This window comes from Dietzia natronolimnaea (genome assembly GCF_002289575.1).
GTDB classification, from domain to species: domain Bacteria; phylum Actinomycetota; class Actinomycetes; order Mycobacteriales; family Mycobacteriaceae; genus Dietzia; species Dietzia natronolimnaea_A.
Genome location: NZ_NTGA01000015.1, coordinates 1 through 15,778, shown reverse-complemented (window position 1 = coordinate 15,778; position 15,778 = coordinate 1). Strand labels below are relative to the sequence as shown.

The 15,778-nt window shown below is 71.0% G+C and carries 10 protein-coding genes; all 10 read left to right on the top strand.

Annotated features, from left to right (window positions below):
* Positions 1–24: 24 nt before the first annotated feature.
* Positions 25–1,008: an AAA family ATPase gene (locus CEY15_RS08410; RefSeq protein ID WP_095718053.1), complete on the top strand. Its 984-nt coding sequence runs from the start codon at positions 25–27 to the stop codon at positions 1,006–1,008.
* 41 nt (positions 1,009–1,049) lie between these two features.
* Positions 1,050–2,354: a DUF58 domain-containing protein gene (locus tag CEY15_RS08405; RefSeq protein ID WP_095718052.1), complete on the top strand. Its 1,305-nt coding sequence runs from the start codon at positions 1,050–1,052 to the stop codon at positions 2,352–2,354.
* The gene (locus tag CEY15_RS08400; protein WP_095718051.1) at positions 2,351–4,753 is read left to right on the top strand and encodes a transglutaminase-like domain-containing protein; all 2,403 of its coding nucleotides are present in this window, start codon (positions 2,351–2,353) and stop codon (positions 4,751–4,753) included. The genes CEY15_RS08405 and CEY15_RS08400 overlap by 4 nt, the downstream gene beginning before the upstream one ends.
* A 476-nt stretch (positions 4,754–5,229) precedes the next feature.
* The gene (locus CEY15_RS08395) at positions 5,230–6,213 is read left to right on the top strand and encodes an RDD family protein (protein ID WP_176475054.1); all 984 of its coding nucleotides are present in this window, start codon (positions 5,230–5,232) and stop codon (positions 6,211–6,213) included.
* Positions 6,210–7,067, top strand: a complete 858-nt coding sequence (locus CEY15_RS08390; protein ID WP_095718049.1) for a PP2C family protein-serine/threonine phosphatase — start codon at positions 6,210–6,212, stop codon at positions 7,065–7,067. The genes CEY15_RS08395 and CEY15_RS08390 overlap by 4 nt, the downstream gene beginning before the upstream one ends.
* Positions 7,064–8,554 carry an FHA domain-containing protein gene (locus tag CEY15_RS08385; RefSeq protein WP_095718048.1) on the top strand — a complete coding sequence of 497 codons (1,491 nt, stop codon included), beginning with the start codon at positions 7,064–7,066 and terminating at the stop codon, positions 8,552–8,554. The genes CEY15_RS08390 and CEY15_RS08385 overlap by 4 nt, the downstream gene beginning before the upstream one ends.
* Positions 8,551–10,110 carry a serine/threonine-protein kinase gene (locus tag CEY15_RS08380; protein ID WP_095718047.1) on the top strand — a complete coding sequence of 520 codons (1,560 nt, stop codon included), beginning with the start codon at positions 8,551–8,553 and terminating at the stop codon, positions 10,108–10,110. The genes CEY15_RS08385 and CEY15_RS08380 overlap by 4 nt, the downstream gene beginning before the upstream one ends.
* Positions 10,107–10,820: a hypothetical protein gene (locus tag CEY15_RS08375; RefSeq protein WP_095718046.1), complete on the top strand. Its 714-nt coding sequence runs from the start codon at positions 10,107–10,109 to the stop codon at positions 10,818–10,820. Before CEY15_RS08380 ends, CEY15_RS08375 begins: the two co-directional genes overlap by 4 nt.
* A 3-nt stretch (positions 10,821–10,823) precedes the next feature.
* The gene (locus CEY15_RS08370; protein WP_095718045.1) at positions 10,824–15,323 is read left to right on the top strand and encodes an FtsK/SpoIIIE domain-containing protein; all 4,500 of its coding nucleotides are present in this window, start codon (positions 10,824–10,826) and stop codon (positions 15,321–15,323) included.
* A gap of 101 nt (positions 15,324–15,424) precedes the next feature.
* Positions 15,425–15,712: a WXG100 family type VII secretion target gene (locus tag CEY15_RS08365; RefSeq protein WP_176475053.1), complete on the top strand. Its 288-nt coding sequence runs from the start codon at positions 15,425–15,427 to the stop codon at positions 15,710–15,712.
* Positions 15,713–15,778 lie beyond the last annotated feature (66 nt).

Sequence of the window (15,778 nt, the reverse complement as noted above, 5' to 3'; positions counted from 1 at the left end):
AAACCACTGAGGAGAGAGACGCGAATGACCATCACCCCGGAAGAGGCCACGCGCTTCGCCTCGACCTTCGACAGACTGGTGCGCACGCTCGGCACCGCCATCCTCGGCAAGCCGGACACCATCCGGTTGGTCACCACCGCGATGCTCGCGGGGGGTCACGTGCTGCTCGAGGACGCCCCGGGCACAGGCAAGACGATGCTCGCACGGTCGTTGGCGGCCGCGATCTCGGTCAAGCACAGCCGGATCCAGTTCACCCCTGACCTCCTGCCGTCAGACGTCACCGGCGTGACAATCTACGAGCAGTCCAAGGGTCGGTTCGAGTTCCATCCCGGCCCCGTGTTCTCCAACATCCTGCTCGCGGACGAGATCAACCGAGCCTCGCCCAAGACCCAGTCGGCACTGCTGGAGGTCATGGAGGAATCTCGCGTCACGATCGACGGGACGGCCTACGACGTGGGCAGCCCGTTCCTGGTGATCGCCACGCAGAACCCCATCGAGCAGGCCGGCACCTACCGGCTCCCCGAAGCGCAGCTCGACAGGTTCCTGCTCAAGACCACCATGGGTTACCCGGACATCGCCTCCACGATGGACATCCTCGGCGGATCGGCGATCCGGGACCGGTCCGAGAACATCGAGCACGTCATGTCCGGTGACGACGTACTGGCGATGGGGAGAATCGCCTCCACCGTCGACGCCGCCCCCACGGTTCTCGAATACATCGCACGGCTGGCCGAGGCCACCCGCGACGCCCCGGAGACGAGAGTCGGTGTGTCGGTGCGCGGCGCCATCGCCATGGTCCGCGCTGCACGGGTGTGGGCCGCCTCGCAGGGCCGCCACTATCTCGTCCCCGACGACGTCAAGGACCTCATCGGGCCGCTGTGGGCCCACCGGTTGGTCCTCGAGCCCGAGGCCGAGTTCACGGGAACCACGCCACAGGCGGTACTCGGTCGGGCACTGAGCGAGGTTCCGGCCCCGAGGGAGCGCGCCTCCTCCCCGATCGGGGCCTGACGGCGGTACCGAGACAGAACGACACTACGAGGAGGTGAACCATGACCCTGACCCAGAGCGGTGAGGCGCGGACCGGAGGGACGACAGCGGCATCGACCACGCCACCCGGAGACGACTCGGCGACCATCGGCGTCCGCGACCGGGTTCAGAAGCGGTCGCGGCAGGCGCGCGCGGTGGTCGTGGCGGCGTGGCGGTTCATCGACGAGACGGTGACCGGTCGTGGCGCGGTGGTCGCGCTGTTCGCGATCCTCGGGACCGTCGGGGGACTGCTCATGTCCTGGACCGAGTTCATGGCTCTCGGAGTGGCGGCGCTACTCCTGTTGCTGTTGGCCGTCCCCTTCACGCTGGGCCGCGGAGCTCACGAGGTGTCCGTGGACCTGTCCGGGAACCGCGTGGTGGTGGGTGATCCCGCTCGAGCGCGGATCATCGTCTCCAATCCCACCGGGCGATCGCTGGCGGGTGCGGTGGTGGAGATGCCCGTCGGGCGCAACGTCGCCGCGTTCGACGTGCCGCGGCTGCCCGGAGGGGCGAGCATTGAGGAGATACTCGTGATCCCCACCCAGCGGCGGTCGGTCCACGTGTTGGGGCCGGCCCGTACGGTGCGCGGAGACCCGGTGGGGCTCCTTCGCCGAACGCGGGAGTGGGGCGAGCGCGAGACCCTGTACGTGCACCCGCGTACGGCCCCGTTGGACAGGGTCACCACCGGTCTACTCCGTGACCTCGACGGCGTGTCCTCCGATCAACTGGCCGCCGACGACGTGGCGTTCCACGCCCTGAGGACCTACGTGCGCGGCGATGACCGACGGGCCGTGCACTGGCGGTCGACCGCCCGCACCGGCACCCTCATGGTGCGGCAGTACGAGGAATCCCGCCGCTGGCATGTCGGGATCGGGCTGTCGACTGCGGCAGGTGACTACGCGACCGTGGACGAGTTCGAGACCGCCGTGTCGGTGGCCGGGTCGCTCGGTATCACCGCCCTGACCGATTCGCGGTCCCTCACCGTGCTCACGCAGAGCCGGGGCCTGCGCATCGGTTCGCCGCGGCTGCTGCTCGACCAGCTCGCCGGCGTGGAGACCGAATCCACCCGACGCGATGTGGTGGCGCTGTCCGCGGACCTCGCGATGGAGGCGCCGGGCGTGTCCCTGGCCGTCCTGGTGGTGGGCTCCACCGTCGACGTGGCACGACTGAAGTCGGCGCACAACCGGGTCCCCCCGGGGACGAGTTGCATCGCAGTGCGAGTGCGACCAGGTGAGACCCCCAACCGCGGTCGACTGGGCGACCTGCTGGTGGTGTCCGTGGAGAACCTCGCCGACCTGCCGCGGGCCCTGAGAGGAGCCCTCGGATGAGCGAGGAGAGAGCCCGCAGGAAGGCCCCGCGCCACCCGGAGCAGGTCTCCGAAATGCGAGGACTCGCTATCGACGGCGTGGGCGCGCTGCTGGCGACGCTGGTCATGGCGGCGGGTTTCGCCGCCACTGCCGGGCCGGGGACCCTGGCTCGAATCGCCGTCGTGGGGTCGCTGGTCGGCGTGGGACTCGGCCTGGTCTGGGCGAGACGTAGCTCCCTGCTGTGGTTGCCGGTGGGAACCGTCCTCCTCGCCGTCGTCGTCGGGCCCCTGGCCGTGGGCCTCCTCCCCTCCCCGGACGCACTGATCGGGGCCACGCGCGGCGTCGTCACCTCGTGGAAGGACCTGCTCACCACCACACCTCCGGTCGACGGTGACCCCCACGCCCTCTACGCCGTCTACTACACGGTGGTCCTCAGCGCACTGGCCACGACGCTCGCCTCCGCCCGCTTCGGACGCTCGGCAGCCGCGGCCGGGTGCGCACTGGTCGGGCTCGGCGCCGCGGTGTGGTTGGGGTCGTTCGAGGTGGTCATGCCGGCGGCTGTCGGTGTCACGCTGCTCGTCGTGCTTCTGGCGTGGTCGGCCGTGCGCGCGCGGTTCGGCCTGACCGGACGTGCGGGCACCGCGGTGACCGTGACGCGCCGCGTACGGCCGGTGCGCGCACTGGCCGGGGTGGGCATGGTGGCCGTGGCGGCCGCGACCGCGGTGGCGGTGGCCCCCCTCGCTGTGGGCACGCAGGACCGCGCGTTGCTGCGCGACCGGGTGGAGCCGCCACTGGATGTGCGGCAGTTCGTCAGCCCCCTGGTCGGGTACCGCAACTATCGCGGCCCCCTGCGCAGTGCCGAGCTGTTCACCGTGGATCACCGGCCCGCTGACGGCAAGGTGAGGCTCGCCGCCCTCGAGAAGTACGACGGCGTGGTGTTCGGCAGTGCGGGCGGCCGTTCCGGCGACAGCGGGGTGTACGAGAGGCTGTCGCGTGCGCGCGCGCGTGGCGGCGCCTGGGCCGACCTGCCGCGCGGTCCCGAGGAGAGGATCACGCTGACGGTGGGCGACCACACCGGCGTCTGGACACCGGGGATCGCCACGGTCGAGCAGGTCACCCCGGTCACCGACTCGGGAGGCGACGGGGATCGGACTCTGCCGCTGGCCACCCTGTACGCGAACCCGGCGTCGGGGACCCTGGTCACCACCACCGGCCTGGAACCGGGGATGGCCTACGAGGTGTCTGGCCGGTCCGGGGTCAACCCCTCCGACGGTGAGGTGGCAGATGCTCCCGTCGCGGACATCGTCCTGCCGCCCGCGGAGAACGTCCCGGAGGTGGTGGCGGCAAGGGCCTCAGAGGTGGTGGGTGACGAGCCCACCCCGCTCGGACGTGCCCGCGCCCTGGAGTCCTACTTGCGCTCGGCGGGCTTCTACAGCAGTGGCCAGAGCGGTGAGGTGCGCAGCCGGGCGGGACACAGTGCCGATCGCATCGACGTCCTCCTGGATTCCGAGCAGATGATCGGCGACGAGGAACAGTACGCGGTGGCGATGGCACTCATGGCCCGGTCCGTGGGTCTGCCCGCGCGTGTGGTCGTCGGCTTCGACGTCCCGTCGCCCGACGGCGACGGGCAGATCTCGGTCACCGGCGACATGGCGTCGGTGTGGGTGGAGATCCCGTTCTCCGATGTCGGGTGGATGGTCTTCGCCCCCACCCCGGAGCGGGACAAGGTGCCGCAGCAGCTGGCGCCCGAACCCAAGACGAGCCCACAGCCCAAGAGCATCCAGCCACCCCCACCCCCACAGGAGACGGTGGAACTCGTCTCCGCGAGCTCACCCGGCGGCGCCGACGAACAGCTGGACCGGTGGGCCTGGCTGTGGGCGTTCCTTCTGGACGTGCTGATCCTGCTTGGGCGGGCGTTGCTGCTCGGCCTCCTGCTGGCCCTGGCGCCGGCCGCGATCGTGCTGGTCAAGATGCGTCGGACGCGGTCCCGTCGCGACGCCGCGGACCCTCGCGAGAGGGTCGCGGGCGGATGGGACGACCTGGTGGACACCTTCGTGGACCTGGGGGCGGCACGGCGGGACGGGGCCACCAGACGCGAGGTGGCCGACCGCGTGGCCGAGGCCTATCCCGATCTGGCGGTGCGCGCACTGGCGGGAGGTGCCGACGCCGGCGCCTTCGCCCCCGGCGACCTGGCGGACGAGCAGGCCGCCGGTTACTGGGAGGAGATCGATCGCGTGCGGTCCGAGGTCCGGGACACCCACCCCGCCGTCGCCTGGTGGCGCTCTCGGGTGAGCCTGCGGTCCCTGATCTCCGAGGACCGTGTCCGGTCGCTCCGCTCCGGTGGGCGCGGCCTGCTTGGCCGGGTGATCGGCAGGATCCGAGGACCCCGCCGCGCCCACGACAGGGAGTGGATCCGGTGAGCACCGACACGATCAGGTGCCCTCGGTGTGGCCAGCCCAATCCGAGGTCCACGCAGCGCTGTGTGCGATGTGGCCTGGAGCGGCGGCCGCGGCCGCCACAGTCCGGGAGGCCGGGGCCACCGTCCGGCCGGCATGTCGCGCCCGCGGGAGCGCAGGGTCCACCACCGGGTTCCCAGGGCCCGCCGCCGGGGTGGCCGGGTGCACCTGCACATCCCGCCCCGCCGCGTCGGTCCGGTCCGCCCCCCGCGCCCCCGCAGGCGAGCCGGCCTCGGCCTCACACGGGGCCGCAACCGCGCGTGCGACCGCCCGGGCAGTGGGTCCCCACTGGCGAGCGGCCCTCGGACGGTCCCGCGCCCGGCCGCTTCGACACCGCCGCAGCCATGGCGCGAACCGGACTGCGGCCGGGGCGAGCCGACCGGGCCCCTGGGGCCGGTACCCCGGCCCGGACGAGGTCCGAGTCCGAGGTCCCGGCGCCCATGCTCCGTAGGGTCGCCTCCACAGGTCTGGACACCCTGCTGTGCGCGGTGCTTCTCCTCACCCCGTTCTGGCGGGTCTATAACCTGGACGGCTCGTGGTGGCCCCCGCTGATGCTGGTAGTCGGTGTGCTCACCACAGTGCTCATCACCGTCCTGCGGGCACGGTCGGGCCGCTCATTGTTCTCCGGCCTGTTAGGTCTCCGCACGGTGTCCGGCGAGCCGGGGCATGCCCCGGGAGTGCGGGCCATGCTCCGCAGACATCTGATGTCCACGGGGGCCTTCCTCGCGGCCGGTGCGAGTATCTGGTCCGCCTTCCGCGACCCGACCGGTCGCCGCCGTACCTGGCAGGACATCGCCGCGGACACCCGGGTGATCGACACCCGCTGGGGCGCCGACCCGCTCGCGAAGGCTCCCGCGCCCCACCCGGAGACCGACACGGGTGAGGTGGCCGGCCTCGTCGTCGTCGACATCCCACGCCGACGGACCAGGCCCGGTGTGCTGCCCAACGGCCTCGACATGACCCCCGGCGTCGACGCGGAGTCCCAGACGCCGCCGCAACGGGGGCCGGTCGCGGTGATCGACGCCGCCGAGCGCGCCGCCGGCGAGACCTCCCCGGAGTCCGTGCCCGTGGTCGTGGTGGACGCCGCGCCGGAGCGGATCGCGGCCCGGCTCGTCGATGACACCGGCCGCAGCATCTCGCTTGCGAGATCCGCTCTGGTCGGACGGGATCCCGCCTGCGCCGCGGGCGAGGAGGTCGAGCACCTGTTCGCGATCGACGACCCCGACCGGACCGTGTCCAAGACCCACCTGCGGATCGACGTGTCCGATCGCGGGGTCACGGTGGCGGACCGGGGGTCGAGCAACGGCACCTCGGCGCGGATCGGTGGAGTCGACCACCCGCTCGAGGCCGGGGTGGCGATGGGCGTCCCGTTCGGCACCACCCTGCGCCTGGGCGGTCACACCCTCGTGGTGGAGGAGCCGTGACCGGGGCGGCGGGAGGGGGCCGGCCGGTGCCCGAGTCCGTGGGAGTGGGGAGGACGGCGGTCGTCGAAGGCGCGCCGGCGGATCTGACCTGGGGCTGGGCTACCGACACCGGTCGGCGTCGTGAACGGAACGAGGACGCGGTGCTCGCCGACCGGACCGTGTTCCTGGTGGCCGACGGGATGGGTGGGCACTCCCGCGGTGACGTCGCGTCGCGCACCGTGCTGACCGCGATGGCCGCGCTCGCCGGTCGGACCGACGCGACAGTGCAGGACTGCGTGGAGGTCGTGCGCACCGCGGCGACCGCCATCGCCGATCTGGGGGCCGGGGACCGGCGGCCGGCCGGCACCACCCTGTCCGGGGCCCTCGTCACGTGTAGTGGTGACGCTCCGTACTGGCTGGTGGTCAACATCGGGGACTCCCGCACCTATCTGTGGCGCAGCGGCCGTCTCGAGCAGATCACCGTGGACCATTCAGCGGTACGCGAGCTGATCGACGCGGGCGAGATCACCGCCGCCGAGGCTCGCACCCACCCCGAACGCAACGTGATCACCCGCGCGGTGGGCAGCGGACTGGAACCGCGTGCGGACGTGTGGATGGTGCCCCGTCACCCCGGCGACGTCCTGGTGGTGTGCACCGACGGGGTGACCGGGGAACTCGACGACCACTCGGTGTCCGACCTCGTCCGCCGGACCCCGGATCCCGGTGCGCTCGCGCTGGCCCTGGTCGCGATGGCCGTGGGCGCGGGCGGGCGCGACAACGCCAGCGCGGTGGTGGTGGCGGTGTCCGGGACCCCGCCCGCGGAGTGTGACGTCACCGAGGATCTGCCCCGACCCGACCAGGAGTACCGACGATGAGCTCTCACAGCACACCGCATCCCGGCGCCGCGACCTCCCGGCCCGCCCGCTACCTGCCCGGGGGGGCCGTGGTGGTGGTCACCGCGGACTGCGTCCTGTTGGTGTCCCGGGGCGACGACGACGTGGCCCGGTTGCATGACGTGGTCGCGCGTGCGGGGGACGCGCGGGCCGTCCTGGCGGCGGCAGCCGGCGGCCGAGTGCTGGACCTCGACGCGCTGCCCGATCTGGCACTGGCCTACCGCGGGCCCGCCGGGGTGCGGGTGCTCCTGAGCGGGCGAACCCGGGGCACCGTCGTCGACGGCGGTGTGGAGACCCGGCTGGACGGCGCCGACGTCGCACTGCTGGGTGAATGGGGGTTCTCCACCGGCGCGACGGTCGAACTGCTGGTCCACGATGCCGCCGCGGCCGAGCCGACCTGGCCCCTCGTCGAGGGAGTGGTGCTCGCCGACCGGGTGAGCTGGGAACCGGGCGGAGCCCCCCGCGAGCAGGGGGAACGCGCGTCGCAGGCGGTTCGGGCCCCGGTTCAGGCTCCGGTCGCCCCCGTCGTCGCACCCTCGCCCGATGCGACGCTTCTACCCGAGATCACCGACATCCCCGCTCCGAAGCCCGAACAGACTCCCGCACCCACACCGGTCCCCGCGACCGCGGCGCCCGCCGCTCCGCCCACCGCGCCCGCACCCGCGGCGCCCGCCGTTCCGGCGCGTCCCGTGGCGGAGGACGACTGGGAGGACGGTGACTGGGAGGAGGGCGTGGTCGACGACGTGGAGTACACGATCGGCGGCGGCATCGACTACGACCGCGTGCTCCACCCGGGACCATTGGTCCAGCCCCGGCCCCCGGCACCCGCACCCCCCGAGGCACCCGGTCCGATCCGGACCCCGACGCCCGCCCCACCAACAGCTGACGCCGCTCCGGTCCACACGCCGGTGCTTGCCCACGCACCGGGACCTGGGACCGCGACCGCGTCCGCGCCCCTGACTCCCGACCTCGGCGGGGACACGATGTCCCCGGAGGAGGTCTCCGCGAGGAAGCCCGGGTCGACGGCCGCCCGCCTGTGCCCCCAGAACCACGCCAATCCACCACAGATGTCCACCTGCCGCGTGTGCTCGGCCCCGCTGGACGGTCCGGCCGCACGCATCACTCGGCCCTCACTCGGGGTGGTCCGTCTGTCCACCGGAATGTTCTTCGATCTGGACCGGGCGCTGGTCTTCGGCCGTGAACCTCGGATCGACGGTGTCGACGCGGACTCCGCGCCCCGGCTCATCGTGCTTCCCAGTCCGGACAAGGCCATTTCGCGGTCTCATCTCCGCGTGGACATCGACGGGTGGTCGGTGCACGCGGTCGACCTGGGTAGCACCAACGGCACCTACCTGCGCCGGGGCGCGGGCGAAGAGGTCCGCCTCATGCCTGACGAGCCGAGGATGCTCATGTCGGGTGACGTGCTCGTAGTGGACGACGTGCAGATCCGGTTCGAGGACCTACCGTGAGCCGGCGCGCACCGGCCAGGGAGCCACGCCTGTCCGGGTACGTCTTCATCCGGCATCTGGGGTCGGGCGGTTTCGCCGACGTCTACCTCTACGAGGACGGCCGGACCAGTCGGGAGGTGGCGGTCAAGGTGCTGCTGTCGGACTCGCTGAGCCCGGGCGTGCGTGACCAGTTCGAGTCCGAGGCCCGCCTCATGGGGCAGCTTTCCACTCACCCCTCGATCGTCACCGTGTACAACACTGGCATCGCCCCCGACGGCCGCCCCTATCTGGTGATGGAGTACTGCTCGGAACCCAACCTGGGCGACCGCTTCCGCACCGCCCCGCTGGATCTGCCGCGGGCCCTCGACATCATCGTGGAGATCTGCGGCGCCGTGGAGACCGCGCACCGCGCCGGGATACTGCACAGGGACATCAAGCCCGCCAACATCCTCGTATCCGATTACGGCAAGGCGATGCTCACCGACTTCGGGATCGCCGCCGCGCTCGGCGGCGAGAGCGGCATCGGCGGCCTGTCGGTGCCCTGGGCGCCCCCGGAGTTCGTGGAGGGTGAGCCCGGAGGTCGCGAATCGGACGTGTGGAGTCTGGCCGCCACCCTGTACTCCCTACTCGAAGGGCGGGCGCCCTTCGAGATCCCGGGCCAGGACCGCTCCGCAGGCGCGCAGATGCAGCGGATCATGCACGAACCGCTGCCTCCGATGCACGCGCCCGGCGTGCCCGCGGTGCTCGAACACACAGTTGCCGTGGCGATGGCGAAGGACCCGGCAGCCCGCTTCGGTTCCGCCCTCGAGTTCGGCAACGCCCTGCGCCGCGTCCAGGCGTCTCTGAGGCTTCCCGAATCGCCGCTTCTGGTGCGTGCCCCTCGGCCCGTCGCGCCGACCGAACCATCGACGGTCCCCCCCGAGGCATCTGCGGAACCGGCGGACGGAACCGTCCTACGGGAGCAGAGCATCGCTCCCGAGTTCGCGTCCGAACCGCGCTCACCCGAGTCCGGTGGCAAGTTCATCCCCGGCGGGCAGGTGTATATCCCTCGCTCGGGTGACCACACCTCGTCCACGGTCGCCCGCGACGCCGGCTCGGCTCCCGCGCACCGGTCCGGGCCACCCCACGCTCAGTTCCCGTCGCCGGAGGCCGCGACGGCGACCGGTGGGGGTCGGCGTGGCGGTGTGGTGGCCGCCGCCGTGGTGGTGGCTGCGGTACTGGTGGGGCTGGTCGTGTGGGCGGCCGTGGGTGGTGACGACGAGGTCACGCGCCCGGCGGAGGCGACCGCGGAGGCCCCTCGCTCCGATCCGCCGTCGCGGGAGCGAGTGCCCGCGGTGGTCGACGCCACGGGCGAGATCATCGGGTCGGACGCAGTCTTCCGGTGGAGCAACCCCGACCCCCAGGCGGGTGACAGTTACCTGTGGGTCCGGACCGGCACGGGTGGCGTCGACTCACCCACCCAGACCGACGAGACGACGGTGACGATCCCGGGGGGCCCGGGCACGTGCATCGAGATCTCACTGGTGCGCGAGTCGGGGCGGACGAGCGCCGACGGGGTGGAGGTGTGTGCCGGATGAGTTCCGTCCACGTGGAGTTCTGTGGCGAGACGATCTCGGCACCGCCGGGCACGGAGTTCGTGATCGGACGGGACGCGGATCTCGATGTCGACGACAACCCCTATCTGCACCGACGATTCCTCGTGCTGGTGTACGACGCCGGCCTGTGGTGGCTGGTCAACCAGGGGGAACGGCTCTCGGCCACCATCTCCTCGGCGGCCGACGGACTGCAGGCCTGGCTGCCCCCCGGTGCGCGGGTCCCGTTGGTGTTCGGCGTCACCACGGTCGTGTTCACCGCCGGGCCGACCACATACGAGATCGGGCTGCGGACCGAGGAACCGACCTTCACCTCGCGCTACGAACGCGTCGACGAGCGCGGGGAGTCAACCATCGGCGAGACCCCGCTGACCGCGAGCCAGCGTGCGCTCATCGTGGCGTTGGCCGAACCGGTGTTGCGGAGAGAGGGGACAGGCTCCAGTGCGGTTCCCCCGAGCGCCGCCGCGGCCGCCCGCCTGGGATGGCCGGTCACCAAATTCAACCGCAAGTTGGACAACGTCTGTGAGAAGTTCGCCCGCGTCGGCGTTCGTGGCCTGCGCGGCATCGAGGGGGCCGTGGCCTCGAACCGGCGGGCCAGGTTGGTGGAGTACGCGGTGGCGGCAGGAGTGGTCACTGTGGCCGATCTGCCCGTGTTGGACGAGGAAAGCGCCCGCTCAGCCGGGCGGGAGGGGTGATCCGTGCATCTCAAGCTCAGCTATGTCCGGCCTGAGGGGCGTACCACCAATCTCGGGGTGACGGTCGATGCGACCGCGCTCGTCGGAGACCTGGCCCGGGCGCTGTACCGGCAGGATCCCGCGCACGACGGCGCCGAGGCGCCGAGCGGGCTCACCCTGAGCGTGGAGCGTCGGACCGCCCAGGGCACGACGTCGGTTCTGGACCCGGAACGCAATCTCATCGAGGCCGGGCTGCGGTCGGGGTCGCTCATCAGGTTGTCGCGGGAGCGCCCCGCGGCGTCGATGGGCGGTGACCGCGGTACGGCGGTCGCGCGTCTGCGCGTTCTGGCGGGTCCGGACAAAGGCCGCGAGTTCGAGCTGCCGGCCGGGGTCAGCCACGTCGGCCGTCTGCCGACGTGCGAGGTCACCCTTTCTGACCCCCTGGTGTCGAAGCGCCATGCGCGGATCGTCGTAGGGGAGTCCATCGGGATCGTGGACGAAGGGTCCGCCAACGGCATCGAGGCCGGCGGGGTGCGGGTCACCAAGACCCTGGTCGGCCCGTCTGACCTGCTTCGACTGGGCGACACACTGATCAGCGTGGCGGGTACGCGACTGGCAGGGACTGTCGAACCGTCGAGTCCCAGCATCGAGTTCAACCGTTCGCCGCGTGTCGAGCCCCGGTTCGAACCGGAGACCTTCCGTACCCCCGTCGCCCCGACCCGCCCCAACCCCATGCGGTTTCCGGTGGTGGCGATGGTGGCGCCATTGATCATGGGCCTGGTGCTGTACGCCGTCACGCGCAACCTGCTCTCGATCGTCTTCATCGGTTTGAGCCCGCTGCTGATGCTGGGCATGTACCTCGACCAGCGATTGGGCGCCGCCAAGCAGCTCAGGCAACAGAAGGAGGACTTCGACACCACCCTGCGAGTGGTGGCCGGTGAGCTGACGGAGGCCCAGGAGCGCGAGAGGGCGGTCCGGTTGGAGCGCACACCGTCGCTGATGGATCTGCGCCGGACGGTCGACCTCCTGGGCCCGATGTTGTGGAGCCGCAGGCCCGAGACGTCCGGCTTCCTCACGGTGCGGTTGGGGGTGGGGTCGACCCGCTCGTCCTGCTCGGTCGACCATCCGGACTTCAGCGCGACAGCCCTCCCCTCATACCTGCAACGTGCCCGCGACTTCGCCAGGACCTTCGAGGACATCAGCGGGGTGCCAGTTGTCGGCGACCTCCGCTCGGCGGGAGCGGTGGGGGCCGCGGGCCCCCGTGGTTCGGTCGAGGGCATCGCCCGTGGCCTGGTCTTCCAGTTGGTGGCGTTGCACTCCCCGGCCGAACTCGTGGTGACCGTGTTCGCCTCGCCGGTGTCCCGAACCACATGGGAGTGGGTGGAGTGGCTTCCGCACGCCGGCTCCGTTCACAGCCCGCTGGCCGGTGGCCATCTCGCGGACAACCAGGGAAGCGGGCGGGTCCTGGTGGCCGAATTGGAGGACCTCGTCGCCTCGCGGTTGGATTCCGAGCTGCCGCTTCGCGGCGCACCCCGAGGCGAGGTGCAGGTCGAGAAGGGGATCCCTCGCGCTGAGGACCACGGGGTCCCGCCGCTGCCCGCGGTGGTCGTGGTGGTCGATGACGACACCCCGGTCGATCGTTCGCGGCTGATCCGATTGGCCGAGACCGGGCCGGACGTCGGTGTCTACGTCATCTGGTCCGCTACTCGCGTGGAGAACCTGCCGTCGGTCTGCCGCACCTTCGTCGAGGTGGGCGCGGGCCACGACGGTGCGGTGACGGGCGTCGTACGTCACGGCATGGTGTCGAGTCCCGTCACGTGCGAGACCCTTGACGCCCCGGCCGCGGCCGCCGCGGCGCTGCTGCTGGCCCCCGTCGTCGATGCCGGGGTCTCGGTGGAGGACGCCTCTGACGTACCGCAGTCGGTGGCCATGCTCGATCTGGTGGGCCATCGCTTCGGTGACGATCCGGAGGTGGTTCTGGAGCGCTGGCGGGAGAACGGAACGCTCGGCGGTGAGGACGCCGGGGCGCCGGACGGTCGGCGGCGCCGCCGCGCGGGCGATCTGCGCGCGCTGGTCGGGTCGACGGGTGTGACGCCCATGTCCCTCGACCTGCGCGCAGACGGCCCGCACGCCCTGGTCGGCGGCACCACGGGTTCGGGCAAGTCCGAGTTCCTCCAGTCCTGGGTCCTCGGGATGGCCGCCGCCCACAGCCCGAAGAGGGTCACGTTTCTCTTCATCGACTACAAGGGTGGGGCGGCGTTCGCGGACTGCGTGGACCTGCCGCACTGCGTCGGCCTGGTCACCGACCTCAGTCAGCATCTCGTGCGACGCGCTCTCACGTCGCTTCGGGCCGAGATCCGACATCGCGAGCACCTGCTCAACGCGAAGAAAGCCAAGGACCTGATCACCCTGGAGAAGACCGGGGACCCGGACTGTCCGCCCAGTCTGGTCATCGTCGTCGACGAGTTCGCCGCGCTGGTCCAGGAAATCCCCGAGTTCGTCGACGGGGTGGTGGACGTCGCCCAACGTGGCCGGTCCCTCGGCATCCACCTCGTTCTGGCCACCCAGCGCCCGGCGGGCGTGATCAAGGACAACCTCCGCGCCAACACCAACCTGCGGATCGCGCTGCGGATGGCCGACGCCGACGACTCGACCGATGTACTCGGAGTGCCCGATGCGGCGGACTTCCCGCCCAACATCCCGGGGCGCGCCGCGGCCAAGACGGGCCCCGGCAGATTAACGACCTTCCAGTCCGCCTATTCCGGTGGGCATACCAGCGATGTCCAGACTGCACCCCCCGTAGAGGTGGAGGAACTCCACTTCGGCTCACCGGTCGCCTGGGAGGCGCCTCTCGACGCCGACACGTCGACTGTCGACGAGGGGCCCACGGATATTACGCGTGTGGTCAAGAGTGTGTGCGGGGCTGCACAGATCGCGGGGATCCCCTCACCCCGCAGGCCCTGGCTGCCGGAGTTGCGGGCGACGTACAACACCGCGGCGATCCGTTGGCGGCACAGCGACAGCCGACTGCTGTTGGGAATCCGCGACGCGCCGGCCGAACAGATGCAACCCAGGGTGTTCTACGAGCCGAGCCGCGAAGGCAACGTGGCGATCTACGGGACCGGTGGATCCGGCAAGTCGGCGGCGCTGCGCCAGGTCGCTGTAGCCGCCTCACTGGCCGCGACCGCGGCGCCCGTGCACATCTACGGCCTCGACTTCGGTTCGTCCGGTCTACGGATGGTGGAGCCGTTGCCGACCGTCGGGGCCGTCATCTCCGGTGATGACGAGGAGCGGATCGCACGCCTGATGCGTGAGCTCGCCGCGACGGTCGAGGAGCGCGCGGAGCGCTATGCGGCGGCGCGCGCCTCGACGATCGAGGAGTACCGCGCGACCGCCGGTGGCACGCGGGAGGCGAGAATCATCGTGCTGGTGGACGGCATCGGGGCGTTCCGCGACGCCTACGAACACTCCACGATCGCGCCGTGGTTCTCCATCTTCACCCAGATCGCCGGCGACGGACGCGGAGTGGGTGTCCACGTGGTGGTGACCGGTGACCGGAGCAATTCCGTGCCGACCTCGCTCGGGTCGTCCGTACAGAAGCGGTTCGTACTCCGCCTGGCCTCGGAGGAGGAGTACCTGAACCTCGGTGTTCCCAGAGACGTGCTGGATCAGACCTCGCCCCCGGGCCGGGCCGTGCTCGGGGAAGACGAGATGCAGTTCGCGATCCTGGGAGGGGAGGCCAACGTCTCCAGCCAGGCCCGGGAGATCGAGCGGCTCGCCGACCATCTGCGTGGCCTCGGTGTCGTGTCCGCTCCAGATATCCGCCGGCTCGAGGAGAGGATCCTGCTCGACGCCCTGCCACCGTCAGTCGAGCAGGCCGATCGCGACGGAAGCCCGGTGTTCCTGGCGTCGATCGGCGTGGCTGACACGAGCCTCGGCCCGACGGGTATCGATACCCGGGGCACGTTGATGGTGGCCGGGACACCCGGTTCGGGGAGGACATCGGCGGTGCTGGCCATCGCGCAGGCCGTGCACAGGGAGCGACCCGGTCGGATCCGGATCCTGCTGTCGATGCGGCCTGTGCCACAACTCGCCGCGGAGCAATGGGACGCGACGGCGGTGGGAGGTGACGCGGTGGCCGAACTGTGTCGCGGACTCGTCGATGACATCCGCTCAGGGAGGACCGACGTGCAGGGACTGGCCGTGTTCGTTCACGGAACGGCCGACTTCGCCATGGCGCCAGCGGAGGCAGACCTCCTGGCGCTGATCAAGGAGGCCGCCGCGTGCGGTCACTTCGTGGTGGGCGAGTCTGAGAGTTCCACGTGGAACCAGGCCTACCAGCTCGCCCAGCCGTTCAAGTCCGCCCGGGTGGGGCTGTTGCTCGCGCCGGGCGACTCCGACGGCGAGGGTCTCCTGGGTACGCCGCTCGGGAGGGTCAGAAGAGCGGAGTTCCCACCGGGACGCGGCTTCTACATCCGCTACGGGGTGGCGATGAAATTGCAGGTGGCGATGCCCATGGCATGACCGGAGGGGATGGGTACCGCTACCCATTCCCTCCTCCCGGCAGAGGCAATAGTTTCTTTATCAAGCGGGCAGGATGTGCCCGATTACAGAAGGAGAAGAACATGACCAGCGGAGGCTTCCTCGGACTCGACCCGGAACTCGTCGGCCAGATGGCGACCAGGTTCGATGCCGAGGCGCAGAACATTCAGAACCTCATCTCGCAGATGAACAGCGTGGTCTCGAGCAACATCCCGGCGAACTGGAAGGGATCGGATGCCCAGCAGTTCCAGGGCGAATGGGAGTCCACCCTCGTCCCGCAGCTGCGCAATGTGGAGCAAGCTCTGCGTCAGGCGTCCACCACCGCTCGCCGCAACATCAGCGCACAGCAGAGCACCAGTAGCCAGGTCTGAACCCAGCCCGGCGGTCGGGGACCATCCCGGCCGCCGGTTCCGGCCGAAAGGTACACAGGATGAACA